Raw genomic sequence first — 24,959 nt, 5'->3', positions numbered from 1 at the left:
AAATTTTTGATTAGTATAGATGATATCATCGAAACAAATGAGATGATTACCGAAAATAAGCTGGACGTGCGTACCATTACAATGGGCATTTCCCTGCGTGACTGCGCGCACCCCAACATGGAGCAGTTCTGCCGTAATGTCTATGATAAGATTACCAAATCGGCAGAGTTCCTGGTGAAAACCGGTGAGGATATCGAGGCGGAATACGGTATTCCCATCATTCACAAGCGCGTATCGGTAACGCCTATCGCCATCGCAGCTGACGCCTGCAAGACGGACACCTATGTGCCCGTGGCTGAGGCTATGGACAAGGCAGCTAAGGAAATCGGCGTCAACTTTATCGGTGGTTTTTCTGCCCTGGTGGAAAAGGGCTTTACCAATGGCGACCGTATCTTGATTAACTCTATTCCGCAGGCTCTGGCTACCACGGACGTGGTGTGCTCCTCGGTAAACCTCGGTTCTACCAAGACCGGTATCAACATGGACTGCGTCCGCGAAATGGGTGAGGTCATCAAGCGTACAGCGGAGCTTACCCGCGATAATGACGCTTTGGGCTGTGCCAAGCTCGTAGTATTCTGCAACGCCCCCGGGGATAACCCCTTTATGGCCGGTGCTTTCCACGGTGTCAGTGAGGCTGACAAGGTGGTAAGCGTGGGCGTCAGCGGCCCCGGCGTGGTAAAACACGCTTTGGAGGCCAAGAAGGGTGCTGACTTTACAGAAGTCGCTGAAACCATCAAGAAAACGGCCTTTAAGATTACCCGTGTCGGTCAGCTGGTGGCCCGGGAGGCCTCCAAGCGTCTGGGCGTGCCCTTTGGCATTATTGACCTGTCACTGGCACCAACGCCGGCTGTGGGTGACAGCGTGGCCCGTATCATTGAGGAAATGGGCATTGAGTCCTGCGGTGCTCCAGGCACGACGGCAGCTCTGGCCCTCTTGAATGACGCCGTGAAAAAGGGCGGTCTGATGGCATCTTCCCACGTGGGCGGCCTGTCCGGTGCCTTTATCCCCGTCAGCGAGGACGAAGGCATGATTAACGCCATCAAGACTGGCAGCCTGTCGCTGGAAAAACTGGAGGCCATGACCTGTGTCTGCTCCGTCGGCCTGGATATGATTGCTATTGAAGGCGATACTTCCGCTGCGACAATTTCCGGCATTATCGCTGATGAGGCAGCTATCGGCATGATTAACAACAAGACCACGGCTGTCCGCGTTATCCCAGTACCGGGCAAGAAGGTCGGGGATATGGTGGAATTTGGCGGCCTGCTGGGTTACTGCCCCATTGTGCCGGTGAAGAACGATTACAGCTCGGCGGCGTTTATCGCCCGTGGCGGCCGTATTCCGGCACCGATTCGCAGTCTTACCAATTAAAGATAAATGGAGCTGCTTGGCGGCTCCATTAGTATTAGGAGAGCATTATGCGTGTTACCAATAAAATTAAAGAAGAACAGATACGCATTTTAGGGGAAGTCTACAAAGATGCCAAACCGGCGCTGATTTTCCACAATCCCTTTGAACTGCTGATTGCGGTGATTTTGTCGGCCCAGTGCACAGACAAACGCGTCAATGTGACCACGGCCCGGCTGTTTAAAAAGGTAACCATGCCGGAAGACATTATGGACATGGGGCTGGAGAAACTCGAAGAAGAAATCCGTGACTGCGGTCTCTACCATAACAAGGCCAAAAACATTATGGGCGCCTGTCAGGAACTGTGCAACAAATTTCAGGGGAGAGTACCGGCGGATTTTGAACTGCTGATGGAATTGCCCGGTGTCGGCCGCAAAACGGCCAACGTGGTGCTGAGCGTAGGCTTTGACATACCGGCTATTGCCGTAGATACCCATGTTTTCCGTGTGGCCAACCGGCTGAAACTGGCAGTGGGCGACACACCGCTGGTTGTGGAAAAACGGCTGATGAAAGCCATTCCGCAGGAAAAATGGTCGGCAGCCCATCACTGGCTTATCTGGCATGGCCGGAATATCTGCAAGGCGCGCAAGCCGCTGTGTCATGAGTGTCCTTTGGCTGAGGTGTGCCCCAGTTGTCAATGAAATGAGATGAGAGCATGATTTATCGCAAAGCCACATTTGCTGATGTGGAGGCAATATATGAACTGGTGGCTGATTATGCCGCCGAGGGAGTTATGCTGGCCCGTTCCCGTAACACCCTCTATGAAACCCTGCGGGATATGGTGGTGGCCATTGACGATGACGGCACGCTGGCCGGTGTCGGCGGCCTGCATATCATTTGGGATAAACTGGCTGAGGTGCGAACCATGGCCGTATCACCCCAAAAGCGGCGCCGGGGCATAGGCGCGGAAATCGTCCGCCACCTGCTGGCCGAAGGCGAAAACCTGGGCATTGAGAAGTTCTTTACCCTGACTTATCAGCCGGAATTTTTCAAGGCTTTGGGCTTTACCGTCATAAATAAAGAGGAACTTCCGCATAAGGTGTGGAAAGAATGTATAGATTGCCCCAAATTCCCTAACTGCGATGAAATCGCTATGGTGAAGGTGTAATGTAAGTAATGGAGGTATTAGCGTGATTATTGTAATGAGCCCCAATGCTACTAAAGAAAACTTGCAGCGTGTCATTCAAAAGATTGAATCAGCTGGACTTAAAACCCATATATCGGAAGGTGCTGAAGTAACAATAGTTGGTGTAATTGGTGAAAAGAGCAAGATTGCCAATCTGGAAATGAATATGATGGACGGTGTGGAAAAGACCGTCCGTATCACGGAAAAATACAAGCTGGTCAGCCGTAACTTCCATCCCGAGGCAACCATCGTGGACGTGGACGGGGTGAAAATCGGCGGCAAGGAAATCGTGGTTATGGCCGGCCCCTGCTCCGTAGAGAGCATTGACCAGCTCCGCGAGGCTGCCAAGGCCGTGAAGGCCGGCGGTGCCAAGTTCCTGCGCGGCGGTGCGTTCAAGCCCCGTACCAGCCCCTATGACTTCCAGGGACTGGAAGAAGAAGGACTCAAAATGCTCCGTCAGGTTGCAGATGAAGAAGGCCTCAAAGTCGTTACGGAAATCGTCGATAAAGACGATTTGGAACTGGTGGGCAAATACGCTGATGTTTATCAGGTCGGCGCGCGCAATATGCAGAACTTCCAGCTGTTAAAGGCCCTGGGCAAAGTGAAAAAGCCCGTTATGTTAAAACGCGGCCTGTCGGCGACCATCAGCGAATGGCTCAACGCTGCCGAGTACATCATGGCTGGCGGCAACGAGCAGGTTATCCTCTGCGAGCGCGGTATCCGCACCTATGAAACCTTTACCCGTAACACGCTGGACCTCAGCGCTGTGGCGGCCGTGAAGGAACTTTCCCACCTGCCCATCATCGTGGACCCGAGCCACGGCACCGGCCGCTGGCAGATGGTTCAGCCCATGGCCCGGGCGGCTGTGGCTGCCGGCTGTGACGGCCTCATCATCGAAGTACATCCCCATCCGGAGGTGGCGCTTTCCGATGGTGACCAGAGCCTGACGCCGAAGAATTTCAACCGCTTGATGGAGGACCTGGGCAAAATTGCGGCGGTAATGGAGCGCACTGTATAAATGGCACAGGAAAAAACAACGCTGGCCATTATCGGTGTGGGCCTTATTGGCGGTTCCTTGGGGCTGTGCCTAAAGGACAAGCTGGGCGATGATATCTACATCACCGGCCTGTGCCGCAGCCAGGCCTCCATGGACAAGGCTATGGAACTGGGAGCAGTGGACTTTGCCTCGCCGGACGTAAAAGCCGTTGTGGAGCAGGCGGATATCATCTTTTTGAGCCCGCCGGTACTGCAAATCGTGCCCATGGTGGAAAAGATACTGCCCTATCTGAAAAAAGGCGCGATTATCACCGACGCCGGCAGTACCAAGCAGTATATCTGGGAGCATCTGCAAAAGATTCTGCCCCCGGATATCTACTACATCGCCGGCCACCCCATGACCGGCCGGGAAAAAAGCGGCGTGACCGCAGCGAAAAAAGACTTGTTCGTGGGCAAGGCCTACGTCATCGTGGAGGACACAGGCGCACCGCCAGAGGCGCATGCAAAGCTCATGGCGCTGCTAAAGCATACCGGAGCCAACTTTACAACGCTCGATATCGCCAAACATGACCGCTGTGCCTCCGTTATCAGCCATGTGCCCCATGTAGCGGCGGCAGCGCTGGTAACACTCCTCAACCAGTCTGGCGGCGATATGGAGTCCTGTATCAAACTTATCGGCGGCGGTTTCAAGGATACCACCCGTATCGCCTCGTCCAATGCCGATATGTGGGCAGATATCTGCATGACCAACGGCAAGGCCATTGCTGCCAACCTCAGGACCTTGCAGGAAATTATCGGCACTGTGATTACAGCCTGTGAGTCCCAGGACAGACAGGCCGTCTACGACTACTTCACCGCCTCCAAGAAACGCCGTGACGCCCTGCTCGAAAACGCCCAAAACAAATTCGACCCGAACTAACTGCATAGAATACTGAAAGGCAGTGACAAGATGCGCAAGCATTTTGTCACTGCCTTTTGCTATGAAAATTTTGTCAGTAAGCGATGGGGAGATGTTTAAAGGATTTACTGTGACTGTTCGCCGGCTTGTTTCCAGCTTTCGCCGACGCTGCCTTTGTCGCGCATTTCACTGGCGGCGGCGTCCATGCGGGAGAAGGATTGTCTTACGCCGCCGGCGTCGTGTTTGTAATTCACGGCATGGTCAGCACCGATACCTAGGGCTGCAGCCTCAGATACCGAGTCGATATTGGCCCCCATGAAGATAAAATTCCATTTATATTCTTTAGAGGCTGTATCAATCATGGCTTTTACGTCAGCTTTGGTGTATTCTACACTGTTGTTTTCTTTGCCATCGGTCATAATGAGGAACAGCACGCGCCGCTTGGCTGGGCAGATGCCGTTCTGATTCATTTTATCCATGGTGCCGGTGATGGTGCGGCCGACAGCGTCAAGCAGGGCCGTCATGCCACGGGGGTAGTAGCTCTTACTGGTCAGCTCCGGTACTTTCTGGATATCTTTGGCGTCTACGATTTTTTCGTATCTGTCATCGAATAGGACGGTGGTAACTTCGGCGCGTCCTTTTTTCTGTTTCTGTTTTTCTATGAAAGTGTTATAGCCGCCAATTGTATCTTCGGCTACCTTGCGCATTGAGCCGGAACGGTCAAGAATGCAGATTATCTGCACGGGGTCGGCAGAGGTAAGAATACATTTAGACGTATGCTCATGCTGCAGGAACAGTGGCTGCTGTACTTCTGTGGACGGTTTTTCCACCGGTTTATCCGTTGGCAGTTCCCGGGCAAAGCACAGGCTGGTACTCATGACGAGCACCGCTGCCAGTGATATTAAAGTTTTATACACGTGAATCAGCTCCTGTTTTTTATCCGTTCTTTTTGCTTATTTGCCGACGCATTCTGCCAGCAGGGCTTGTACGCGGTAGACGTCGGCGTCCTTGCTGAAGGTGTAGACCAGTGGTTCAGCACCAAGACCGGCTACCCATATTTTAAGCTCCGCCTCCAGGTCAAAGTGTCCGGTGGATTCTACGGCGAAGTGGCGGATACTCTTGTAGGGAATGGAGTGGTAGTCGACTTTTTTGCCGGTAGCACCCTGTATATCCACCAGTATCAGTCTGTAGTCAGTGAAGATAAGCAGGTCGCGCACCCATTGGTAGGCCTGGATTACCTGTTCACTCTTGCCCAATAGTTTGCCGTAGTCTTTTTTTACATCTTCGATATCCGTTTCCGCCGCATTGCCGATTAGTCCGCTGATAATACTCATTTTTACTGCCTCCTTTAGATTTATGCTATACTTATTCAACTTTGGCAGCTCATAACCCTGCCACGACAAGTGAAAAGGGCAGGGGAATTTTTTACAGGGGATTTTGGTGTTATCCCTTGACATGTCAACTTGGGCAACCTATAATATGTCTATCGGTTAAAGGCAAAGACAGAGACATGACAGCGAGGAAACGGCTCTTAGAGAGGAACCTGTATGGTGCAAGGGTTCTGGGTTAGTTGTTGCTGTTACCACTTTGGAGCTGCTGGCAGGAACGTGGGCTGGGCCCATCAGTATTGGCAGACGGTTACGCTATCGTTACAAGCGCTGAGCGGCCATGGGCATAGTCTGTGGCAATCAGGGTGGAACCACGAGGTTATAACTTCGTCCCTATTTAGGGACGAAGTTTTTTTGTTTTAGGAGGGAAATACAATGCTGAAGATTACGTTGAAGGACGGTGCGCTGCGCGAGGTTGAGGCAGGCACGAGCATTTTGGATTTTGTAAAACAGGTCAGCAACAGTCTGGCCAAGAAGGTACTGGCTGCCAAGGTTGACGGCGAAACGAAGGACCTGACGGCTGTTCTTGATAAGGACTGCACGGTAGAGTTCCTGACGTTTGAAGAGGCTGACGGCCGCTGGGCACTGCGTCACACGGCCTCTCATATTCTGGCACAGGCTGTAAAGCGTCTTTATAAGGAAGATAATGTAAAACTGGCTATCGGCCCGGCTATTGACAATGGTTTCTACTACGATATCGATATGGACCGTCAGCTAGGCGAATCCGACCTTAAGGATATCGAAAAGGAAATGAAGAAAATCGTCAAGGAAAACCTTAAGCTCGAACGCAAAGAAGTAAGCCGCAGCGAGGCTCTTAAAATGTTTGAGGAAAAGGGCGAAAGCTACAAGGTCGAACTTATCAACGACCTGCCGGAAGATGCGCTGATTACGCTCTATACGCAGGGCGAATTCACGGACCTCTGCGCCGGCCCCCATGTATTATCTACGGGCAAGGTTAAGGCACTCAAGCTGCAGAGTGTTGCTGGTGCTTACTGGCGCGGCAGCGAAAAGAACAAGATGCTGCAGCGTATATATGGTACGGCTTTCGAAAAGCAGGCTGACCTTGATGAATACCTGCACATGCTCGAAGAGGCTGCCAAGCGCGACCATCGCAAACTGGGCAAGGAACTTGACCTGTTCAGCCTGCATGAAGAAGGCCCGGGGTTCCCGTTCTTCCATCCGAACGGTATGGTTGTTCGCAACGAACTGATTAACTACTGGCGTGAAGTTCATCGCCGTTATGGCTATCAGGAAATCAAGACGCCGATGATTATGAACCGCAAGTTGTGGGAAACGTCCGGCCACTGGGACCACTACAAAGAAAACATGTACTTCACGAAGATTGACGATGAAGATTATGCTGTAAAGCCCATGAACTGCCCGGGCGGTATGCTGGTGTACAAATCCCATCAGCACAGCTATCGTGACCTGCCGCTGCGTATGGGCGAACTTGGTCTTGTTCACCGCCATGAGCTTTCCGGTGCACTCCACGGCCTGTTCCGTGTCCGCAACTTTACGCAGGACGATGCGCATCTTTTCATCACGCCGGCTCAGATTGAGGAAGAAATCCAGCACACGATTGACCTCTTTGATGAAGTGTACAGCACGTTTGGTCTGAAGTACACGGCAGAACTGTCCACGCGTCCTGAGGATTCCATGGGTTCTGATGAAATCTGGGAAAATGCTACGAACGCCCTGCGCAATGCGTTGGAGCACCGCGGCCTCAAGTACGTTATCAACGAAGGTGACGGCGCGTTCTACGGCCCGAAGATTGACTTCCACCTGCGTGATTCCATTGGCCGTACGTGGCAGTGTGGTACGATTCAGCTCGATATGCTGATGCCGGAAAAATTTGACCTGACTTATGTAGGCGAAGACGGCGAAAAGCATCGTCCGGTTATGCTGCATCGCGTGGTATACGGCTCGATTGAACGCTTTATCGGTATTCTGATTGAAAACTACGCCGGTGCTTTCCCAACTTGGCTGGCTCCGGTACAGGTACGTATCCTGCCGATTACGGACAAGCATGCTGATTACGCTTACGAGCTCAAGAAGAAAATGTTTGACCTCGGCCTGCGTGTTGAAGTGGACGACCGCAATGAAAAGACGGGCTACAAAATCCGTGAAAGCCAGGTCAAGAAAACGCCGTACACGCTGGTTGTCGGTGACCAGGAAATGGCTGACGGCACGGCCGCAGTCCGCAAACGCGGCGTGAAGGACAGCGAAACGATGAAGGTTGATGACTTCATTAAGTACGTCCAGGAAAAAATCGCCAGCAAGAGCGAAGAATTTTAATTAAAGGCACTAAAAAACCTCCCGGGAAGGGAGGTTTTTTATGTCTTATTTACTGGTTGTTATTGCGGCGGGCCAGGATACGGATGACCTTGGCGCCGGTGTTGTGGATTTTCCGCAGGGGGGCAACCTTGGTTTTGACTTTGGGTTTTAAATCCTTGGCGGTGCCAAAGTCGCCGCGTTTCAGTACGGTAGTTTTTGTCTTGTCAGGCTTGAAGTAGTTGCGGACGGCCTGACCGAGCTTATCCGGTTCGGCATTTTCCTGACAGAGGAAGATGTCGAGGGAAACGTATTTGAGTTCCGGGTAAACGTGCATGGTTATATGGCCCTGTCCCAGAACGGCCATGTAGACAGTATGACTGGAGTCCAGCGCCTCCATGGAGAGTCTGATAAGCTGCATTTCAAATTTCTGAATGAGATTGACCAGCATATCCTTTATGAGTTCATTATCATTTAATTGGTAATTTTGACAGTTAAATAAATCAGCAGTTAAGTGCCGGGCTAAAATTTTCATTTGTTCGCTCCTTCGCAAATTGCTAATGACATAACTTATATTATAGTGGATATTTGCAGCCTTCGTCAAATTGAAAATGTCTGTTTTCCTTGCCTTACAGGAAAAAAATTGATATCCTTATTTATATTGTAATGCTAATAAAGGTGGGGAGCAAGGTATGGTAACGGTAGAGGCAAATGCAAAGATAAATCTGACGCTGGATATTTTGGGCAAGCGTCCTGATGGTTATCATGAGGTGGCGATGGTCATGCAGACTGTGGGCCTGCATGATACACTGACACTGGAAAAGCGGGAGCAGGGAATTTCCCTTAATATCAATGTACCATGGCTGAAAGCAGACGAAAAGAATCTGGCCTGGCGGGCGGCGGCTTTGGTGCAGGAGGAGTTCGGCCTGACAGGCGGCGTGCATATTGAACTTATCAAGCGCATTCCTGTGGCTGCCGGTCTGGCGGGCGGCAGTGCTGACGCAGCTGCGGTACTTAAGGGCATGAGCGAGTTGTACGGCTTGAATCTTAGTGACAACAAGCTCTGTGAACTCGGCGCTAAGCTGGGCTCGGATATTCCTTTCTGTCTGCTTGGGGGCACCATGCTGGCCACCGGCCGCGGTGAGGTGCTGAAACGTCTGCCGGATATGCCGGAAACCTGGGTAGTGCTGGTCAAGCCCCGGATTTCCGTATCCACGGCCTGGGCTTATCAGAATTATGATGAGCAGGGGGCAGAGCGGCACCCGGACAACGAGGCTATACAGAAAGAAATTGCCCGTGGCAACCGAAAAGGCGTGGCAAAATTGTTGTGTAATGTTCTGGAAAGTGTTACTATAAATAAGTATGATGTGATAGAACGCTACAAGCAGATGATGCTTGCGAAAGGGGCGATGGCCAGCATGATGTCCGGCAGCGGCCCGACAGTTTTTGCCCTGGCCAAGAATCGTGAACAGGCGGAAGAAATCGCCGGCTTTATGCGTCAGGAAAAGAATGCTGATGTTTTTGTCACCCGTACATTTCAATTGAACCGAATGAAAGCATAATATTAGGAGCAAGAGAGGGAAACCCAGATGAGCAGTAGATTAGCGCCTATAAGATTAGACAGCTATCAGCCTTTACGGGAAGTGGTTTGTGAATCATTGCGTAATGCCATTCGTGAAGGCGTCCTGAAACCCGGCGAACGCATTATGGAGATTCAGCTGGCCGAGGAACTGGGCGTCAGCCGTACGCCGGTACGTGAGGCTATCCGTAAATTGGAGCTGGAAGGCTATGTGGTGATGATGCCGCGCCGCGGTACGTATGTGGCCAGTATGTCTATCCGGGATATCAATGAGATATTTGAGATTCGCACGGCCCTGGAATCCCTGTCCAATGGTCTGGCAGCAGACCATATCACCGATGAGGAGCTGGAGCACTTGCAGCGCCTGCTCGTGGTTATCGGCGGTTATATCAAAGAGGGCAACATCGAGAAAATCGTGGAAACGGATATCGAGTTCCACGATGTGATGTATCATGCAGCCCGTAACCAGCGGCTGGTGGGTATTATCTCCAACCTGCGCGACCAGCTTACGCGTTTCCGGACGCTGTCCATGTCTTATCCCGGACGTCTGGAAGAAACGCTGGAAGAGCATAAGCTCATAGTGGAAGCCATTGCCAATGGTGATAAACGTGCCGCCAGCAAAGCTGCTGAGCGCCACATGGAAAACTCGGAGAAAACCCTGCTCAAGGCCATGGAGGCCCTGCAGAAACCAGGGGATGAAAATAAAAAAGGCAAAGCCAAAACAAAGAAAGCTAAGGAGTAAAGAGCAATGTCAGATTTAGTAACTGTTATCCTTGCTGCCGGCAAGGGAACCCGTATGAAGTCCAAACTGCCGAAGGTCCTGCATAAGGCCGCTGGCAAGTCCATGGTACAGCACGTTATTGACGCGGCCAAAGCTGCCGGGGCAAAACGCAACATCGTGGTAACCGGTTTCGGCGGTGATATGGTGCGTGAGGCACTGGGCAATCAGGCTGAATTTGCTGAGCAGAAGGAGCAGCTCGGTACTGGTCATGCAGTACTGCAGACGGCAGACCTGCTGAAAGATGAACAGGGCACAGTCATGGTACTGTGCGGTGATACGCCGCTGCTCACGGGCGACCTGCTGAAAAAACTCTATGAATCCCATGTAGAGGCACAGGCCAAGGCCACGGTGCTGACGGCTATCATGCCGGACGCCACTGGTTATGGCCGTATTATCCGTGCTAATGACGGCAGCGTGCTGAAAATTGTGGAACATAAGGACGCTACGGAAGAAGAACGTCAGGTCCGCGAAGTCAATTCCGGTATTTACTGCTTTGACGCCCGCGCTCTCTTTGAATCCCTGAGCAAGGTTACCAATGACAACGCCCAGGGCGAGTACTACCTGCCGGACGTACTGGAAATTCTCCAGAAACAGGGCGAAAAAATCTGGGCCGTAGCCGCTGATGATTACGAGTCTACGCTGGGCATTAACTCCCGTCAGCAGCTGTCCGGGGCAGAAAAGATTTTGCGCCGCCGCAAGAATGAAGAGCTGATGGCTGACGGCGTTACGCTGATGGACCCGGATACCACTTATGTGGACTGCGATGTAAAAATCGGCCGTGATACGGTAATTTATCCCATGACCTGGATTGAAGGCGATACGGTTATCGGTGAAGAATGCGAAATCGGGCCGTCCGTCCGTTTCCAGAATGTCAAAATGGGCAATAAGGTAACCGGCCAGTTCGGTTACTACCATGACTGCGTAATTGATGATGGCGTGGCTCTGGGCCAGTTCAATCATATCCGTCCTGACTCCCATTTGCAGGAGGGCGTCAAGATGGGCAACTTCGTGGAAGTCAAAAATTCCACGGTGGGCAAAGGCTCCAAGCTGCCGCACCTGTCCTACATCGGTGATACGGACATGGGCTCCGGCGTCAACATGGGCTGCGGCACTATCACGGTCAACTACGACGGCAAGACCAAGTTCCGCACCAAGATTGGCAATGACGCCTTTGTGGGCTGCAACTCCAATCTCGTAGCCCCGGTAGAGGTTGAAGACGGTGCTTATATCGGTGCCGGTTCCACCATCACCAAGACCGTGCCGCAGGGCACGCTGGCCATTGCCAGAGCCCGTCAGACCAATATCACTGGCTGGGCTGACAAGCGTAAATAATTGGGCAAACAATCATAAATAAGGCTTTATGTTAAATACAAACAGTGTTATACTGTTGTAGATAGAAAGTGGCAGTCGTCACTTCCCCAAGAAGAGTTAATTTGTAGGAAAAGAAAGATTTGGAGGACTTTTACAAAATGGCTTTAGACACAGGCAACTTATGCATCCTGACTGGTAACGCTAACCCGCAGCTTGCCAAAGAAATTGCGGACCACATCGGTGTAAACCTTTGCGATGCATACGTCGGTCATTTCAACAACGGTGAAACCCAGGTTATGATTAGCGAAAGTATTCGCGGCAAGGACATTTTCATCATTCAGCCGACTTCCTATCCGGTTAATGACAACCTGATGGAACTTCTGATTATGGCTGATGCGTGCAAACGTGCGTCGGCTCACAGCATTACGGCTGTTGTGCCCTATTATGCTTATGCACGTCAGGACCGCAAGACGCGCGGTCGTGAACCGATTTCTGCTAAATTGGTAGCTAACCTTATGACCACGGCCGGTGTAACCCGTGTCGTAACCGTAGACCTCCATGCTGGTCAGATTCAGGGGTTCTTCGATATCCCTGTGGACCATCTGGCAGCAGCTCCGACCATTGCCAACTACTTCCGTTCCCAGAAATTGGACGATGTGGTGGTTGTATCGCCTGACCTGGGCGGCGTAACTCGTGCCCGTGTTTTGGCAGACCATCTGCATGCACCGATTGCCATCATTGAAAAGCGCCGTCCGCAGCCGGGCTGTGCTGAGGTTATGAACCTCATCGGTGATGTGGAAGGCAAGACGGCCATCATTATCGACGATATCGTTGATACGGCCGGTTCCCTCTGTGAAGGTGCCAAGGCTTTGGAAAAACGTGGTGCTAAGCGTGTGTTTGCCTCCTGCTCGCATGCTATCTTAAGTGACCCGGCTGTGCAGCGCATCAATGAATCCTGCATTGAAAAGCTGGTTATCACCAATACTATTCCGCTGCCGCCGGAGAAACATTCCGAAAAGTTCGTAACGCTGTCCCTGGCCAATGCCATCGGTGACGTTATCATGCGGATTCAGAGCCGCCGTTCTGTAAGCCAGCTGTTCCGCTGATTGCAAATTGTAACGAAAAAAATATTTTTAAAAGCCTTCCTCTTTGAGGAAGGCTTTTGTGTGTTGGTTACAGAAATATAAATAATAATTGTTTATACTGAAATAATAATACTTTAGGAGGTGTTATTGTTGGCGAATACGCAGTCAGCCACAGATTTATTTATCCAGCATTTTGACTTTTGGCCTAAATTGTCAGCAGAGGAAAAGCAGCTGCTGAGTGAAAATACTAAAATTGTTAATTACAGCAAGGGCGACCATGTTCATCAGGGCCCCTTGGATTGTATCGGTGTAGTCTTTATCAAATCAGGACAGCTCCGGGTGTATACCCTCTCGGAAGACGGCCGGGAAGTGACACTCTACCGTCTGTTTGCTGACGATGTGGGTATACTGACGGCCTCCTGTGCCCTGGAGTATCTGACCTTTGACGTTTATATTGATGCTGAGGAAGATACGGAGGTGCTGCTGACAGAGGTGGCGGCTTTCCGGCGGCTGGCTGAGGCCAACACGGACGTCCGCTGCTATGCCTATCAGCTGGCCACCCAGCGCCTGTCGGAAATGCTGTGGAAAATGCAACAGGTACTGTTCCTGTCGGCCGACAGACGGCTGGCTATCTTCCTGTTGGAGGAAACGGAAAAGAACGGCGGGGACGAAGTTCATCTGACGCACGAGCAGATTGCGCGCTATATGGGCACGGCCCGGGAGGTTGTCAGCCGTCTGGTGAAATACTTCAATCAGGAAGGCTGGATAAAAAATTCCCGCGGCTGCATAACCATCATTAAGCGTGATTCGTTGCAGGAGCTCGCGGGAAATCAAGTGGATATGTAAGCTGGTTTAGCGATTAGCAAGTGCCCTGTTGACACGATAGCCGATAAAGGCCGCCAACAGGGCCTTTAGTATATCCCCGGGAATGAAGGGGAGAACAGCCATGGCCAGACTCTGCCAGAGGTCAATCTGGAGTACCAGCATCATGGAGATAACGCCGCCGACATAGGTGAGCGGTACGCCGGCCAGGACGGAAACGAGCGCGTAACGGCGGAAGTTAATGGCAGAGCCTTTCAGCATACTGACAATAGCACAGACGAAGGGCCAGCCGATGTAAAAGCCGGCTGTGGGGCCGAAAAGGCGGCCCAGGCCGCCGACGCCGCCGGGATAAATGGGCAGGCCGATAGCACCGAGAAACAGGTAGGACGCTACGGTGATGAACACCAGCCGCGGCGGCAGTACCAGAGCCGTGACGGTCAGGGCGATGGTCAGCGCCGTAACCAGGCCCGGGGTGAAGGGCAGAGGAAAGGAAATAAAGGCCGACACCGCGCAAAAGGCAATGCACAAAGCCATTTTCATCATTTCCCGGGGAGTAAAGTGTTCCTGGGGAAAATCTGCAGTTAATGATTTATTGGACATAAGAGAGCCTCCTAATATTATTCTATAACAAGCCTTCTTCATTGTAGACGGCTTGTTTATTATTGTCAACTAATAAATTACACATAGTTTACTTGTGCGGATTTTTCGTTTGGAAAAAAATCTTTACTAGAGTTATAATTAACTGCAAAGGAGGGATTTTCATGCAAGATAAGTTTAAATCATTACCTCTGGGGCTGCCGCTGACTTTGGCCTCTATTGGTACCGTGGCGACACTAGTGGCCGGCAAGCGGTTTCATGCCGGTTTTGGTGCGGTATGGACGGTGCTTTCACTATGGCATGGCTGGCAGCACCGCAAGAAAATGCAGGCTGATGTCTGTCGTATTCCCTGGTGTAAGGAGGCTGGCGAGCCGGCGGAAAACACCCTGGCGGCCATGGTGGACAGCTTTCAGGTAGATGCCTATACGCCGGGCCGGGTGCGCCTGCGCAGCTTGCTTTTGGCGGCCAATCCGCAGTGGCAGCAGCCGGTGGAGGAGTATGTAAAATCCTTTACAGGCGTAAAAAGCGCGGTGGTAACTCCCTTGACGGGTTCGCTGCTCATTACCTATAAACCTGATGAATTGCAGAAAAAGCCCAAGCTGGCAGCCCTGGAAAAGGCTATAGCCAGGCTGGCAGAGTCACAAAGCTAATTGGGAAAGAGAGTCAATTATAACTCGGAAGAAGATGTCCCCCACCTCTGCAGGTGGGGGGGGCGAATATCATAACAGGCGGTGAGCACATATCTCCCGCCTCGTTGAAACGCCAAGAGGAAGTTTTGCCTACGGCAAAACTGGAACAACGGCGTTATAAATAATAATTATTTATGATTGTGCTTAATTTATTGACAATTAAAAAATCAGAAATGTATAATATATTTATGTTAAAGATAATCGGGAATTGACAAGAACTCTCAATTTTGTTATTATGAAGAATGAAATTGATAATATTTCTACATTATTGGTTTTCTTCTCCAATGGCAGAATGGGGAAACTTGGATGCCCATGTAAACTTTGGCTATAGACGGGAATAACCCGTTTGTGGATGTTTATTTTTAAGGAGGATGGATTAGATGTTCCAGAAAACTGATTTTTGGATTGGTCTGGCTGTAGGTGCTGTTGCTGGTATCTTTGGCTATCGTTTTATGCAGGAGCGCGAAGCTCAGCTGGCTGCTATGCAGCAGGCTGAACCAGCTGCTGAACTGCCGATGGCTGAACTGCAGCGTCAGAAAGAGGCTCTGGAAGACCTCATTGCTGCACAGGAAGCAAAAAAGGCTAAATAATCGTTTTTGACGAAAAGAGACTGCCGCTCTTTTATGCGGCAGTCTTTTCTTATAATGTGGAGGGAAAGAGTTTGAGTTTGCTGGGTAAAATGCAAATCCCAACCAATAAGTTGGATTTATTCATCCGTTCAGTGGAAATATCGTCCTATCTGCCGGGACGGGTACGGCTGTATTCTAATAATCTCATTGGCAATAGTGAGCTGGAGCTGCAGGTTAAGGCACAGCTGATGGCGTTTGCGGAGATAGACAGCGTACAGACTAATACCACGTCGGGTTCTATACTTATCCTTTATCAGCCGGAAAGACTTCGCCGGAATGCGGAATTGCGCAAGGTGGAAGAATATATTATGACTCATGCAAGGAGGAAATAACGAATGTCGTATGTATCTGGATTTATGATGGGGGCGGCTATCGGCAAGAGCATTCGCCGTATGGTAGCCGGAGGCGGTGCATCGGTTGCCGGGCCAAGACCTGCAGCTGGCTGTCAGCTGAAAAAAGCGGCTTTAAAAGCCGTTTGCCCGGCCCAGAGCTTTAAACTGGTATCCAGCCTGCCGGGACGCCGCCGTTACCGTGTGGGCAAGGTGTCCCCGGAACTGGCGAAACTGCTCGAAGAACAGCTGGTAAAGCTCAGCTATGTGCAGTCTGTAAGCGTAAATGCTGTCAGCGGCAGCATTCTGCTGACCTTTGCGGAGGCCGATGAGGCCAGCATTGACCAGTTGGCCAAGTGGCTGGAGAATAAGTTCTTCAGCAGTCCGCTGAACAAGGCGAAGATGGCTCTGCTGGCTGGCAGTGAGGCCCATGCCGGTTCCATTACGCGCAGTGTACGCAATACGGCCCGAGCTTTCAGCCAGTGGATTAAGGACCATACCTGCGGCTGGTTTGACATGAGTTCACTGGCCTCCCTGTTGTTCCTGCTAAGGGGCCTGCGTAAAATGCTGCTTACAGGTCAGTATCCCTCCGGTTCGCAAATGTTATGGTGGGCTGTGACGTTGATGAGAGGATGGCGTACCGTATGATATACGGAAATTGTTATTTTCATTTGCAGGCAGTTCTGTCCCATGAGGAACGGGCCAGACTGGCCGCCAAAATCCGCCGCAACCGCAATGTCGTGGCGGTAACGGTTGATGAACGCAAGGTACATCTTTGGTACAAGCGGCAAATGACGCCCTATCAGTTAAAACAGATTCAGAAAATGCTGATTGAAGTGGTCAAGAAGGCACAGGAGGCAGCTGTTACGCCGGCCGAACGTCTGGCAGAATACCGCCGTGACGCCGTGATGTCTTTGGCCAGCTTTGCCAGCATGGAAATCTTAAAACGTACTTCGCCGGCGGCTTTTGCCGGAGCTACGGTGCTGCGCAGCCTGCTGGTGCTCGGCATTGCCCGTAAGTTCATTCAGAATGGTGTGCAGGGTGTGGTGCAGGACCACCAGCCCAATGCCGACACCTTGACCGCTACGGCGGTGATTGCCTCGGTACTGGCCGGGAAACCGGAGTCCAGTCTGACGCTGCTGGCTTTGTCCAACGGTGCGGAAATGCTCACTAGTTATGCGGCAGAGAAAGCACGTACCCATATTTCCGGCCTGTTGTCTCTTGACCAGCGTTATGTGTGGCTGGTGGAAGGTGATGTGGAGCGCAAGGTTCCCGTCGAGCAGGTGAAGGTTGGGGACGTTATTGCGGCCCATACCGGTGAAAAAATCGTGGTGGACGGCCACGTTATCAATGGTGATGCGGCGGTCAATCAGGCCTCCATTACCGGTGAATCGAATCCGGCCATGAAACATGCTGAATCGGCGGTGTATGCCGGCAGTGTGGTGGAGGCTGGTGAGCTTACCATCAAGGTGGAAAAGGTCGGCAAGGATACCTCGCTGGCCCATATCGTCCATCTGGTGGAGGAGGCGCAGAACCGCAAGGCGCCGGTACAGAATTTTGCCGATAAGATGGCCAACTTCCTCGTACCGATTTCCTTCATCGGTGCCGGGATTGTCTACGGGGCAACCCGTGACTGGCAGCGTGTGCTGAACCTGCTGTTTATCGACTTCTCCTGCGGTCTGAAACTGTCCACGGCTACGGCTATGTCGGCGGCCATCGGGGCTGCTGCCAAGCGCGGTATTCTGGTCAAGGGCGGCAACTACATCGAGGCTCTGGCAGAAACCGATACGGTGGTGCTGGATAAGACCGGCACCCTCACGGTAGGGATTCCGCAGATTGCTTTTATCAAGACGACCAAGGGCGTGGAAGAAAAGGAAATGATTCTGTTGGCGTCCTCCGCCGAGCAGCATTCTGTTCATCCTTTGGCTGTGGCTATTCAGAAATACGTGCAGGGCAAGGAATGGACTTCGCCGCAGCATAAGTCCTCCAAGACCATTGTGGCCCGGGGCATGCAGGCCGAAGTTCCTGACTTCGAAGGGTACAAGGGCGGCCTCGTGCGTGTCGGCAGCCTGAAATTCCTGCGTGAAAATGGCATTGAAGATACGGAAGGCCTCGCAGAGGGGCAGACATTTAAAAACCTCCTCTATGTGGCCCGCGACAAGCAGCTGTTGGGGATTATCGGTATCGAGGACCCTGTGCGTCCCAAGATGAAAAAGACGCTTAACCAGATGCGCCGTCATGGGGTGGACGAAATCGTCATGCTCACCGGTGACAGCAAGGAAGTGGCGGCTGAAGTCGCGCACAGCATGGATATTGATTCCTACTATGCGGAAATCCTGCCGGAGGATAAGTCACATTATGTGAACAAGCTCAAACAGCGCGGTACGGTTATGATGGTAGGGGACGGCATAAATGACGCCCCGGCGCTGGCTTTCTCTGATGTGGGCGTTTCTTTGGGCGGACGGCAGACGGATATTGCGGCTGAATCTTCGGCTGTGACCATTCACTCCGAGGACCCGTCGCGTCTGATGGAGGCCTTGGACCTGGGACGGCGCACCATGGACCTGGTACACCAGAATTTCATGGCTACCATTTTGGTCAATTCTTCGGCTATGCTCCTGGGTGCTTTGGGCAAGATAAATCCCCTGTGGGCGGCGGTAATTCATAATACTGCTACCCTGGCGGTGGTCTTGAACAGCTGCCGAATCCTCACACCCAGCAAACGCGGCTATGCCCGCCGGCAGCGATAAATCGTTGGAGGTCTTTTAATGAACGTTACGGTTTATCTGGGTTCAAGTGAGGGAAACAGACCGGTTTTCCGGCAGGCGGTGACGGAGTTGGGATCATGGCTCGGACGCTCGGGGCATACCCTTATTTACGGCGGCAGCCGGGTGGGGCTGATGGGCGCGCTGGCAGAGGCCGTTATAGAGGCCGGCGGCAAGGTCATCGGCGTGGAGCCCCGTTATTTTGTGGACGGGCAGATACAGTATGACGCCATTGACCAGCTGATTGTCACGGACACCATGGCACAGCGCAAGGAGAAACTGCGCGAACTTGGCGATGTGTTTGTGGCCTTTCCCGGTGGTATCGGCACTTTGGAAGAAATTGCCGAGGTCATGACGCTCAACAAAATCGGTCAGCTGCCGAAACCGTTTTGCCTGCTGAATATCGAGGGCTATTATGAGCCTTTGCGGCAGTTTTTGGGGCACATGGTGAAAGAGGGCTTTTTGGAAGAGCCCTGGGCCAGGGAAGTATTCTATGCTGATTCGCTGGCGGCTTTGTACAGCTTTATCGAGAATAAGGCATAAAATTATATATACGCCAATGATAAAGGGCTATGACAGTTTATTTTCGCTGTCATAGCCCTTGGCTTATTTTATTAAGTTTTCCACCTGTTCCTTGGGGATAAGTCCGATGGACTCATTGGTTTTAGTGCCGTTTTTGAATACGAGCAGCGTGGGAATGCTCATAATGCCGAACTGGGCGGCCAGTTCCTGCTGTTCATCAACATTGACCTTGCCGACTTTTATCTGAGGATTTTCCGCGGCCACTTCGTCAATGACGGGGCTCAGCATGCGGCAGGGACCGCACCATTCTGCCCAAAAGTCGATGAGCACGGTACCGGAAAAGTCTAAGACCTCAGTCTGAAAATTATCGTTGGTGAGAATCGTAGTTGCCATAAGATAGAATCCTCCTTTGCGTGTGTACGTTGTCTTATTGGTTACATTATAGCAAGAGGTCAGATAAATATATGTGACCGACTCACAGATGGGACAAGGCGGAAATAAAACTAAATACCAAAAAGGCGCTGTGATAAAATGTAAAACTTTATCACAGCGCCTTGAATTAACAATGGTCGGGATGACAGGATTCGAACCTGCGGCCTCTTCGTCCCGAACGAAGCGCGCTACCAAACTGTGCCACATCCCGTAGTCACAAGAAATATTATACGGATTAACGGGACGCTTGTCAACACTTTTTTAATTTTTTATGGTTTTTCAAGAAATTTTCGATGCGGTTAAGGGCCTCGGAAATCTTGTCAATGGAGGTAGCGTAGGAACAGCGGATATGACCTTCACCGCATTTACCAAAGGCACTGCCAGGAACAAGGGCTACGTGTTCGGTGTTCAGCAGCTTTTCGGCAAATTCATCGGAGGTATAGCCGGTGGATTTGATGGAGGGGAAAATGTAGAATGCGCCTTTGGGTTCAAAGCATTCCAGCCCCATCTTGATGAAACCGTCATAGATAAGACGGCGGCGGCGGTCGTACTCAGCGACCATCTTTTTCATGTACTTTTCGCCATGGCGCAGGGCCTCTACCGCGGCAATCTGTGCCGTGATGGGCGCGCAGAGCATGGTGTACTGATGGATTTTGGTCATGGCGGCGATGACAGCCGGATTACCCAGCGCGTAGCCGATACGCCAGCCGGTCATGGCATAGGCCTTGGAAAAGCCGTTTAACTGAATGGTGCGGTCCTTCATGCGGGGCAGGGAGGCAAAGCAGACATGTTCTTCTTCGCCGTAAGTTAAATCCCCGTAAATTTCATCGGAGATAACGATGAGGTCGTGCTTTTCCGCAAAGTCGGCAATGGCCAGCAGGTCTTTACGCGTCATGATGGCACCGGTCGGATTGTTGGGATAGCCGATAAGAAGGGCTTTGGTTTTAGGGGTTACATGTTCTTCCAGCTCCTCCGGGGTAATGCGGAATTCGTTTTCAATTTTTGCCGGCACGGCTACAGGCACACCACCGGCTAAAATCGTGCAGGCCTGATAGGACACATAGCAGGGTTCGGGAATAAGCACTTCATCGCCGGGGGCCAGAATGGCGCGCATGGCAATGTCCAGAGCCTCGCTGACACCGACGGTAACAAGTACATCAGTGTTATAGTCATAATCGACGTCATAGCGGCGTTTAAAGAGGTTTACAATCTCCTGCCGCAGTTCGGGCATGCCCCGGTTGGCGGTGTAGGAAGTGTAGCCCTGCTCTAAGCCGTAGACGCAGCTTTCACGTATGGACCAGGGGGTGACGAAGTCCGGTTCACCGACACCTAAGGAGATAACATCGTCCATCTGGGCGGCGATGTCGAAGAATTTGCGAATGCCCGACGGAGCAATGGCATTTACTGCCGGTGACAGGCGGTCGTTCCAATTCATTTCGGCCATCAGGGGGACACCACCAATCTGCGGTCGCGTTCTTCATCGTTGATGATAACGCCGTCTTTTTTGTAGGCTTTCAGCATGAAATGGCTGCGCGTAGCCGTGACGCCTTCGATGGTGGACAGACGGGTGGCAACAAAGTTGGCCACTTCTTTAAGGGATTTGCCTTCGATGATAACGAGCAGGTCAAAGCTGCCGCTCATGAGGTAAACGGTGCGTACTTCATCGAAACGGTAAATGCGTTCAGCAATGGCATCAAAGCCTACTTCACGCTGGGGAGTCAGGTTGATTTCGATGACAGCGGTTACTGTATCATCACCAAATTTTTCCCAGTTGATAAGGGTGTTGTAGGAGAGAATGATTTTGTTCTTCTCCAGGTCTTTGATGTTCTTTTCCACTTCATATTCGCTGCGTTTCAGCATGGAGGCCAGTTCGCCTACAGGACGACGGGCATCGTGTTCCAGCAGTTCCAAAAGTTCACGCATATATAAACCCCTTTCCAGCTACAGTAAAATCCCCGCCCGGTGGGGACGAGGACTTTTTGTCAAATTTCGTACCTGCTAATTATATCATATAGCCGGCTTATGAACAAGAAAATTGCCCGGAGCGTGCAGGAATCTTGCCGGGAATTATCTAATAAATACTCTAATGAAATTCTAATTTAATAAATTGCTCCCCAAAGTCGATATATGCGATATAGGGATAATGGATTGTGCAAATTAAAATCAGAGGATTTCCGATGAAAGGATGTTATTTCGATGAAAAACAAAAGGAATTGTGTTTTGACATTAGCGGTTTTGTCCAGTCTGGCCATGCCGTTATCGTATACAGCGGCAGCAGAAGCAGATCCGTATCTGGCAACGCAATACTCTGATTACAACGGCAAGCATTTTGCGGAATTAAAATTCTTGAAAATAGGTTACGGGATTGGTGCTGGCGGGGATAAATGGCTGGTTGACTCGTCAACCTATGATTTACCTGCTGCCCTCATGGCAGCAACAAAGACCAGTACGGATTATTGGACAAATATTCTGGGGCCTGGAGCAAAAAATAGCAAACCCTGGCAGATTTTTGTCAGAACATACGACATACAAAACGCCTCGGCGTCTTCACACTCGATAAATTCTGATGGAAAGCATCCGGCATCGAATAGTTTTTATAATGCTGAGTTTTATTTAGGCGAGCAGCTGCAACAGGGGAAAGTGTTTACACCTCTTACCTATGAGGAGGCAAAGGATGATTTATTGCCTGCCGGGCAATATGCTTATAGTATGGTGGCAATTGGCAAGTATATGGGAGCTAAGCGTACTCAGGCGACAGCTTATGGACATGATGGTGGTTATGGTTGGTGGATAGATTCGGAGACGGTACTGCCGACCAATGAACAGGCTAATGATTTTGTGGGCGCTTTTCGTCATGAACTCGGACATGCTCTGGGCATAAGTTTGGCAACTAATGACGCGAGAACACAAATTATAGATAATATAACGGATAAGAATTCCTGGACGCTGCATTTGCGGGATCAAAACGGCAACCCTGCCCGGGCTGGGCTGCCAATTGTGGATACTGAAGATATAAAAGGTTCTGCTAAAAATTATTTTGTGGTGGATGAGAAAATAACAAACGATGGGAAAGGCTATGCTTATTTTTATGGGGACCATGTGACAGAAGTTTTGGACGGGGCGAAATTCTTCGGCCGTTCCGCCCTGCCGGTAAATGGCTGGGAAGATGATGACAACAATAGTAACACGCCTGTGAAATTTGATGGCGCCCATTTGCAGACAGCTGGCATGATGAGCCATAGGCCCTACTCCAACTATACGACCTTTTTAGAGGTGGAACTGGCGGTTATGCAGGACCTGGGCTACAAGATTGACCGCAAAGCCTTTTACGGCCGGTCTATCTATGGCAACGGCGGCAATATCATCAACAATCAGGGATATTTCGCGCGCAATGCTGAGGGCACAGATTATCTGGCCAATACCTACAGCCTCGTGCCGTTGGGAGTTGGTCTGCATATCTACGGCTCGGATAATAAGGTGACGCAGAATGCGGATATTATGACCAATGGTGTGGGGGCTGTCGGCATTCGTGTGGATGGTACGGGCAATACTTTGGTGGTGCCGGAAGATACCGAAATTCATGCGGACGGCAAGCGTGGCAATGGTCTGTTAATAGCTTATGGTAGGAACCATTCGATAAATCAGGTCGGAACAGTAACGGCCAAAGGTGAAGGCGGTACGGGGGTACGCTTTGACTTTGGTTCGAGCTCAATTGGAGCCAGTGATGAGTATCGTGGCTCGTATATTCGCTATAAGAGAACGGTTAATAAAAATACTGGAGTAATTGATTCGGCTGAAAATCTTGTCCTGAATGATATGGACGCAAATACCTACAATGCCAATAAAGATGAATTAAATGGGCCCCTGGTAAATGACTATAATCTGTCCGGTACGCTTATCGGCAGCGAGAATGCCATCTACATTTCCAAGAATGCCTTTGTAAAAAATATCAACATCAATGAGGGCGCCCGCATTCAGGGCAATATTACTTCCGATTGGAAACAGTTTGGGGCAAAGGAATGTGAAAAGGCTTATGATGGTGATAGTAATGATGAAGATCTGGACACGCTGCGTATTCAATATAATCAGCAGTATGAGGACGCTGGGTATGAATATGATGTGTATATTCCAGACCTGGTGACCAATCTTAATTTCAATACGAATATGACCTATAGCGGCAATATCACCGGCGAAGATAACATGAAGATGAATGTTAATGACGGCACGCTGACTTATGAAGGTTCAGCTGATGTGGTAAGCGTACAGGTGGCCAAAGATGCGACGTTGTTGGGCGGTACGTATACCGTAAATGATATGAGCAGCAAACAGCATACAGATTTTGCTGCGGATACGACTACAGGCCAGCTTATCAATCACGGTACTATCGGCGCCTCGGCGGCTGATAAAAATATGACAATTAACGGCACTTTGGTATCCGATGGCAAACTGCAGGCCTATGGCGGCGGTGATAAAGGCCAGATAATCGTCAATGGTACGGCCAATATTGAAGGCTCCACAGTGACTGCCTACAATATGCTGCCCGGGGAGGAGAATCGGACTGTCCTTAAGGCAGATGAAATCAAAGGTAAGATCACTGATAAAGAAGTGCCTGTATCTGGTATGCTCAATGCCCGGGGGGAAATCAGTAGTGACCGTACTACGATTACCGTAAAAACAACAGCTGCCAATAACTTGGACACCACAGACGAAGAGGTAATTGAAACTTACGATGATGTAATTAAGATGTATGACAACATGGAGGAAGAAAAATACCAGAATGTAGAGTTGCATAAACTATTTACTTTATCGCCGAAAGATGCCAGACAGGCCCTGAAGGAGATTTCTTCCCCAGCTGCGGCACAGGGCATAAGTATGACACAGACCAATACGGTGACCAGTCATATTCTGTCCACACGTCTGTCAGAGGCTTTTGCCATGAAGAATGTTGATATCAGTGTTCCCGTGGCCAAACTGGCTGATGATAAGGCGTCAACTGTCAATGAAGGGCTGAAATTGCAGGCTAAAGTTGACCAGCCCGTGGAAAATAATATCTGGTTCAAGACGGCCAAGAACTGGGGCGAGTTAAAAGGCGGCGCCAATTATCATGGTACGACTTTTGCCCTGGGCTATGACAAGGCGGCCGGGAAAAACTGGCGTGTGGGCGGTTTTGTCAGCTATGGCAACAGCTCCTTTGCGGCCGATTCGGCCAGCAGTAAAGTGCAGGATACGCGCCTGGGCGTATACGCCGGCTATAAGCGCGGCCCGCATGAGGGCTATGTTTACCTGAACCATGGCTGGCTGAAAAATGACCTGAGCCGCGGCATAACGGGCATAG

General features: G+C 50.9%; 25 protein-coding genes and 1 tRNA gene. 18 read left to right on the top strand and 8 right to left on the bottom strand.

Translation table 11 applies throughout. The features are described 5' to 3' along the window. The first annotated feature begins 6 nt into the window (after positions 1 to 6). The 5 genes from DL94_RS0108460 to DL94_RS0108440 are packed head-to-tail and all read left to right on the top strand — an operon-like array spanning position 7 to position 4,445. Positions 7 to 1,368 (top strand): PFL family protein, encoded by a 1,362-nt coding sequence (locus DL94_RS0108460; protein WP_028129781.1) that lies wholly within the window; start codon positions 7 to 9, stop codon positions 1,366 to 1,368. Positions 1,369 to 1,415: 47 nt separating this feature from the next. Beyond that, the gene (gene nth / locus DL94_RS0108455; RefSeq protein WP_028129780.1) at positions 1,416 to 2,045 is read left to right on the top strand and encodes an endonuclease III; all 630 of its coding nucleotides are present in this window, start codon (positions 1,416 to 1,418) and stop codon (positions 2,043 to 2,045) included. Positions 2,046 to 2,059: 14 nt separating this feature from the next. Then, the gene (locus DL94_RS0108450) at positions 2,060 to 2,512 is read left to right on the top strand and encodes an N-acetyltransferase (RefSeq protein WP_028129779.1); all 453 of its coding nucleotides are present in this window, start codon (positions 2,060 to 2,062) and stop codon (positions 2,510 to 2,512) included. A gap of 22 nt (positions 2,513 to 2,534) precedes the next feature. Beyond that, on the top strand, positions 2,535 to 3,548 hold the full coding sequence (aroF, locus tag DL94_RS0108445) for a 3-deoxy-7-phosphoheptulonate synthase (RefSeq protein ID WP_028129778.1): 1,014 nt from the start codon (positions 2,535 to 2,537) through the stop codon (positions 3,546 to 3,548). Then, positions 3,549 to 4,445: a prephenate dehydrogenase gene (locus DL94_RS0108440; RefSeq protein ID WP_028129777.1), complete on the top strand. Its 897-nt coding sequence runs from the start codon at positions 3,549 to 3,551 to the stop codon at positions 4,443 to 4,445. It abuts the gene before it with no gap. Positions 4,446 to 4,549: 104 nt separating this feature from the next. On the opposite strand, the gene DL94_RS14560 is transcribed toward DL94_RS0108440, so the two are convergent. Continuing rightward, the gene (locus DL94_RS14560; protein ID WP_028129776.1) at positions 4,550 to 5,341 is read right to left on the bottom strand and encodes a vWA domain-containing protein; all 792 of its coding nucleotides are present in this window, start codon (positions 5,339 to 5,341) and stop codon (positions 4,550 to 4,552) included. 36 nt (positions 5,342 to 5,377) lie between these two features. Continuing rightward, positions 5,378 to 5,758 (bottom strand): PH domain-containing protein, encoded by a 381-nt coding sequence (locus DL94_RS0108430; protein ID WP_028129775.1) that lies wholly within the window; start codon positions 5,756 to 5,758, stop codon positions 5,378 to 5,380. Positions 5,759 to 6,187: 429 nt separating this feature from the next. On the opposite strand from DL94_RS0108430, the gene thrS reads away from it, so the two are divergent. Further along, positions 6,188 to 8,107, top strand: coding sequence for a threonine--tRNA ligase (gene thrS, locus DL94_RS0108425; protein ID WP_028129774.1), 1,920 nt, complete (start codon positions 6,188 to 6,190; stop codon positions 8,105 to 8,107). A 49-nt stretch (positions 8,108 to 8,156) separates the two neighbouring features. Here thrS and speD read toward each other — a convergent pair whose 3' ends face one another. Continuing rightward, complete coding sequence (speD, locus tag DL94_RS0108420) at positions 8,157 to 8,618, bottom strand: adenosylmethionine decarboxylase (protein ID WP_028129773.1); 462 nt, start codon at positions 8,616 to 8,618, stop codon at positions 8,157 to 8,159. Between the two features lie 157 nt (positions 8,619 to 8,775). Between speD and ispE the strand changes: the two genes are divergently transcribed. From ispE to DL94_RS0108395, 5 genes are all read left to right on the top strand, one after another. Beyond that, positions 8,776 to 9,645 (top strand): 4-(cytidine 5'-diphospho)-2-C-methyl-D-erythritol kinase, encoded by an 870-nt coding sequence (ispE, locus tag DL94_RS0108415; RefSeq protein ID WP_028129772.1) that lies wholly within the window; start codon positions 8,776 to 8,778, stop codon positions 9,643 to 9,645. A gap of 27 nt (positions 9,646 to 9,672) precedes the next feature. Next, positions 9,673 to 10,404 (top strand): GntR family transcriptional regulator, encoded by a 732-nt coding sequence (locus tag DL94_RS0108410; protein ID WP_028129771.1) that lies wholly within the window; start codon positions 9,673 to 9,675, stop codon positions 10,402 to 10,404. Positions 10,405 to 10,410: 6 nt separating this feature from the next. Then, positions 10,411 to 11,775: a bifunctional UDP-N-acetylglucosamine diphosphorylase/glucosamine-1-phosphate N-acetyltransferase GlmU gene (glmU, locus tag DL94_RS0108405; protein WP_028129770.1), complete on the top strand. Its 1,365-nt coding sequence runs from the start codon at positions 10,411 to 10,413 to the stop codon at positions 11,773 to 11,775. A gap of 137 nt (positions 11,776 to 11,912) precedes the next feature. After that, on the top strand, positions 11,913 to 12,860 hold the full coding sequence (locus tag DL94_RS0108400) for a ribose-phosphate diphosphokinase (RefSeq protein ID WP_028129769.1): 948 nt from the start codon (positions 11,913 to 11,915) through the stop codon (positions 12,858 to 12,860). Between the two features lie 129 nt (positions 12,861 to 12,989). After that, complete coding sequence (locus DL94_RS0108395) at positions 12,990 to 13,685, top strand: Crp/Fnr family transcriptional regulator (RefSeq protein WP_081798789.1); 696 nt, start codon at positions 12,990 to 12,992, stop codon at positions 13,683 to 13,685. A gap of 6 nt (positions 13,686 to 13,691) precedes the next feature. Here DL94_RS0108395 and DL94_RS0108390 read toward each other — a convergent pair whose 3' ends face one another. Continuing rightward, positions 13,692 to 14,261, bottom strand: a complete 570-nt coding sequence (locus DL94_RS0108390; protein WP_028129767.1) for a biotin transporter BioY — start codon at positions 14,259 to 14,261, stop codon at positions 13,692 to 13,694. Between the two features lie 161 nt (positions 14,262 to 14,422). Here DL94_RS0108390 and DL94_RS0108385 point away from each other — a divergent pair, with 161 nt between their 5' ends. The 6 genes from DL94_RS0108385 to DL94_RS0108360 all read left to right on the top strand — a co-directional run bounded on the left by DL94_RS0108385 (position 14,423) and on the right by DL94_RS0108360 (position 19,213). After that, complete coding sequence (locus tag DL94_RS0108385; RefSeq protein WP_028129766.1) at positions 14,423 to 14,908, top strand: HMA2 domain-containing protein; 486 nt, start codon at positions 14,423 to 14,425, stop codon at positions 14,906 to 14,908. A gap of 419 nt (positions 14,909 to 15,327) precedes the next feature. Then, positions 15,328 to 15,537 (top strand): hypothetical protein, encoded by a 210-nt coding sequence (locus DL94_RS0108380; protein WP_028129765.1) that lies wholly within the window; start codon positions 15,328 to 15,330, stop codon positions 15,535 to 15,537. 89 nt (positions 15,538 to 15,626) lie between these two features. After that, positions 15,627 to 15,908: an HMA2 domain-containing protein gene (locus tag DL94_RS0108375; RefSeq protein ID WP_037371649.1), complete on the top strand. Its 282-nt coding sequence runs from the start codon at positions 15,627 to 15,629 to the stop codon at positions 15,906 to 15,908. A 3-nt stretch (positions 15,909 to 15,911) separates the two neighbouring features. Next, the gene (locus tag DL94_RS0108370) at positions 15,912 to 16,553 is read left to right on the top strand and encodes an HMA2 domain-containing protein (RefSeq protein ID WP_028129763.1); all 642 of its coding nucleotides are present in this window, start codon (positions 15,912 to 15,914) and stop codon (positions 16,551 to 16,553) included. Beyond that, on the top strand, positions 16,550 to 18,655 hold the full coding sequence (locus tag DL94_RS0108365) for a heavy metal translocating P-type ATPase (protein WP_028129762.1): 2,106 nt from the start codon (positions 16,550 to 16,552) through the stop codon (positions 18,653 to 18,655). Before DL94_RS0108370 ends, DL94_RS0108365 begins: the two co-directional genes overlap by 4 nt. Positions 18,656 to 18,673: 18 nt before the next feature. Then, positions 18,674 to 19,213 carry an LOG family protein gene (locus DL94_RS0108360; protein ID WP_028129761.1) on the top strand — a complete coding sequence of 180 codons (540 nt, stop codon included), beginning with the start codon at positions 18,674 to 18,676 and terminating at the stop codon, positions 19,211 to 19,213. Between the two features lie 63 nt (positions 19,214 to 19,276). Here DL94_RS0108360 and trxA read toward each other — a convergent pair whose 3' ends face one another. From trxA to DL94_RS0108340, 4 genes are all read right to left on the bottom strand, one after another. Further along, a complete protein-coding gene (gene trxA, locus DL94_RS0108355) occupies positions 19,277 to 19,585 on the bottom strand; it encodes a thioredoxin (RefSeq protein ID WP_028129760.1) in 309 nt (102 codons plus the stop codon). A 173-nt stretch (positions 19,586 to 19,758) separates the two neighbouring features. Further along, positions 19,759 to 19,835, bottom strand: a tRNA-Pro gene (locus tag DL94_RS0108350). Between the two features lie 39 nt (positions 19,836 to 19,874). Further along, positions 19,875 to 21,059 carry an aminotransferase class I/II-fold pyridoxal phosphate-dependent enzyme gene (locus tag DL94_RS0108345; protein WP_028129759.1) on the bottom strand — a complete coding sequence of 395 codons (1,185 nt, stop codon included), beginning with the start codon at positions 21,057 to 21,059 and terminating at the stop codon, positions 19,875 to 19,877. An 8-nt stretch (positions 21,060 to 21,067) separates the two neighbouring features. Beyond that, a complete protein-coding gene (locus tag DL94_RS0108340) occupies positions 21,068 to 21,547 on the bottom strand; it encodes an Lrp/AsnC family transcriptional regulator (RefSeq protein WP_028129758.1) in 480 nt (159 codons plus the stop codon). A gap of 273 nt (positions 21,548 to 21,820) precedes the next feature. Between DL94_RS0108340 and DL94_RS15320 the strand changes: the two genes are divergently transcribed. After that, positions 21,821 to 24,959, top strand: a 3,139-nt coding sequence (locus DL94_RS15320) for an autotransporter domain-containing protein (protein ID WP_028129757.1), incomplete at its 3' end; no start/stop codon positions are given.

The organism is Selenomonas sp. AE3005, assembly GCF_000686945.1.
GTDB lineage: Bacteria > Bacillota > Negativicutes > Selenomonadales > Selenomonadaceae > Selenomonas_A.
The sequence above is the reverse complement of the archived record's forward strand: the minus strand, read 5'-3'. Positions and strand labels throughout refer to the sequence as shown.

Excerpts from the sequence above, each read along its gene's own strand:
- DL94_RS0108365 (WP_028129762.1), top strand. The coding sequence starts at position 16,550 with ATGATATACGGAAATTGTTATTTTCATTTGCAGGCAGTTCTGTCCCAT.
- DL94_RS0108375 (WP_037371649.1), top strand. The coding sequence starts at position 15,627 with ATGCAAATCCCAACCAATAAGTTGGATTTATTCATCCGTTCAGTGGAA.
- DL94_RS0108450 (WP_028129779.1), top strand. The coding sequence starts at position 2,060 with ATGATTTATCGCAAAGCCACATTTGCTGATGTGGAGGCAATATATGAA.
- thrS (WP_028129774.1), top strand. The coding sequence starts at position 6,188 with ATGCTGAAGATTACGTTGAAGGACGGTGCGCTGCGCGAGGTTGAGGCA.
- DL94_RS0108440 (WP_028129777.1), top strand. The coding sequence starts at position 3,549 with ATGGCACAGGAAAAAACAACGCTGGCCATTATCGGTGTGGGCCTTATT.
- speD (WP_028129773.1), bottom strand. The coding sequence starts at position 8,618 with ATGAAAATTTTAGCCCGGCACTTAACTGCTGATTTATTTAACTGTCAA.
- DL94_RS0108410 (WP_028129771.1), top strand. The coding sequence starts at position 9,673 with ATGAGCAGTAGATTAGCGCCTATAAGATTAGACAGCTATCAGCCTTTA.
- DL94_RS0108360 (WP_028129761.1), top strand. The coding sequence starts at position 18,674 with ATGAACGTTACGGTTTATCTGGGTTCAAGTGAGGGAAACAGACCGGTT.
- DL94_RS0108345 (WP_028129759.1), bottom strand. The coding sequence starts at position 21,059 with ATGAATTGGAACGACCGCCTGTCACCGGCAGTAAATGCCATTGCTCCG.
- nth (WP_028129780.1), top strand. The coding sequence starts at position 1,416 with ATGCGTGTTACCAATAAAATTAAAGAAGAACAGATACGCATTTTAGGG.
- glmU (WP_028129770.1), top strand. The coding sequence starts at position 10,411 with ATGTCAGATTTAGTAACTGTTATCCTTGCTGCCGGCAAGGGAACCCGT.
- DL94_RS0108390 (WP_028129767.1), bottom strand. The coding sequence starts at position 14,261 with ATGTCCAATAAATCATTAACTGCAGATTTTCCCCAGGAACACTTTACT.
- DL94_RS0108380 (WP_028129765.1), top strand. The coding sequence starts at position 15,328 with ATGTTCCAGAAAACTGATTTTTGGATTGGTCTGGCTGTAGGTGCTGTT.
- ispE (WP_028129772.1), top strand. The coding sequence starts at position 8,776 with ATGGTAACGGTAGAGGCAAATGCAAAGATAAATCTGACGCTGGATATT.
- DL94_RS0108430 (WP_028129775.1), bottom strand. The coding sequence starts at position 5,758 with ATGAGTATTATCAGCGGACTAATCGGCAATGCGGCGGAAACGGATATC.
- DL94_RS0108400 (WP_028129769.1), top strand. The coding sequence starts at position 11,913 with ATGGCTTTAGACACAGGCAACTTATGCATCCTGACTGGTAACGCTAAC.
- DL94_RS0108370 (WP_028129763.1), top strand. The coding sequence starts at position 15,912 with ATGTCGTATGTATCTGGATTTATGATGGGGGCGGCTATCGGCAAGAGC.
- DL94_RS0108340 (WP_028129758.1), bottom strand. The coding sequence starts at position 21,547 with ATGCGTGAACTTTTGGAACTGCTGGAACACGATGCCCGTCGTCCTGTA.
- DL94_RS0108385 (WP_028129766.1), top strand. The coding sequence starts at position 14,423 with ATGCAAGATAAGTTTAAATCATTACCTCTGGGGCTGCCGCTGACTTTG.
- trxA (WP_028129760.1), bottom strand. The coding sequence starts at position 19,585 with ATGGCAACTACGATTCTCACCAACGATAATTTTCAGACTGAGGTCTTA.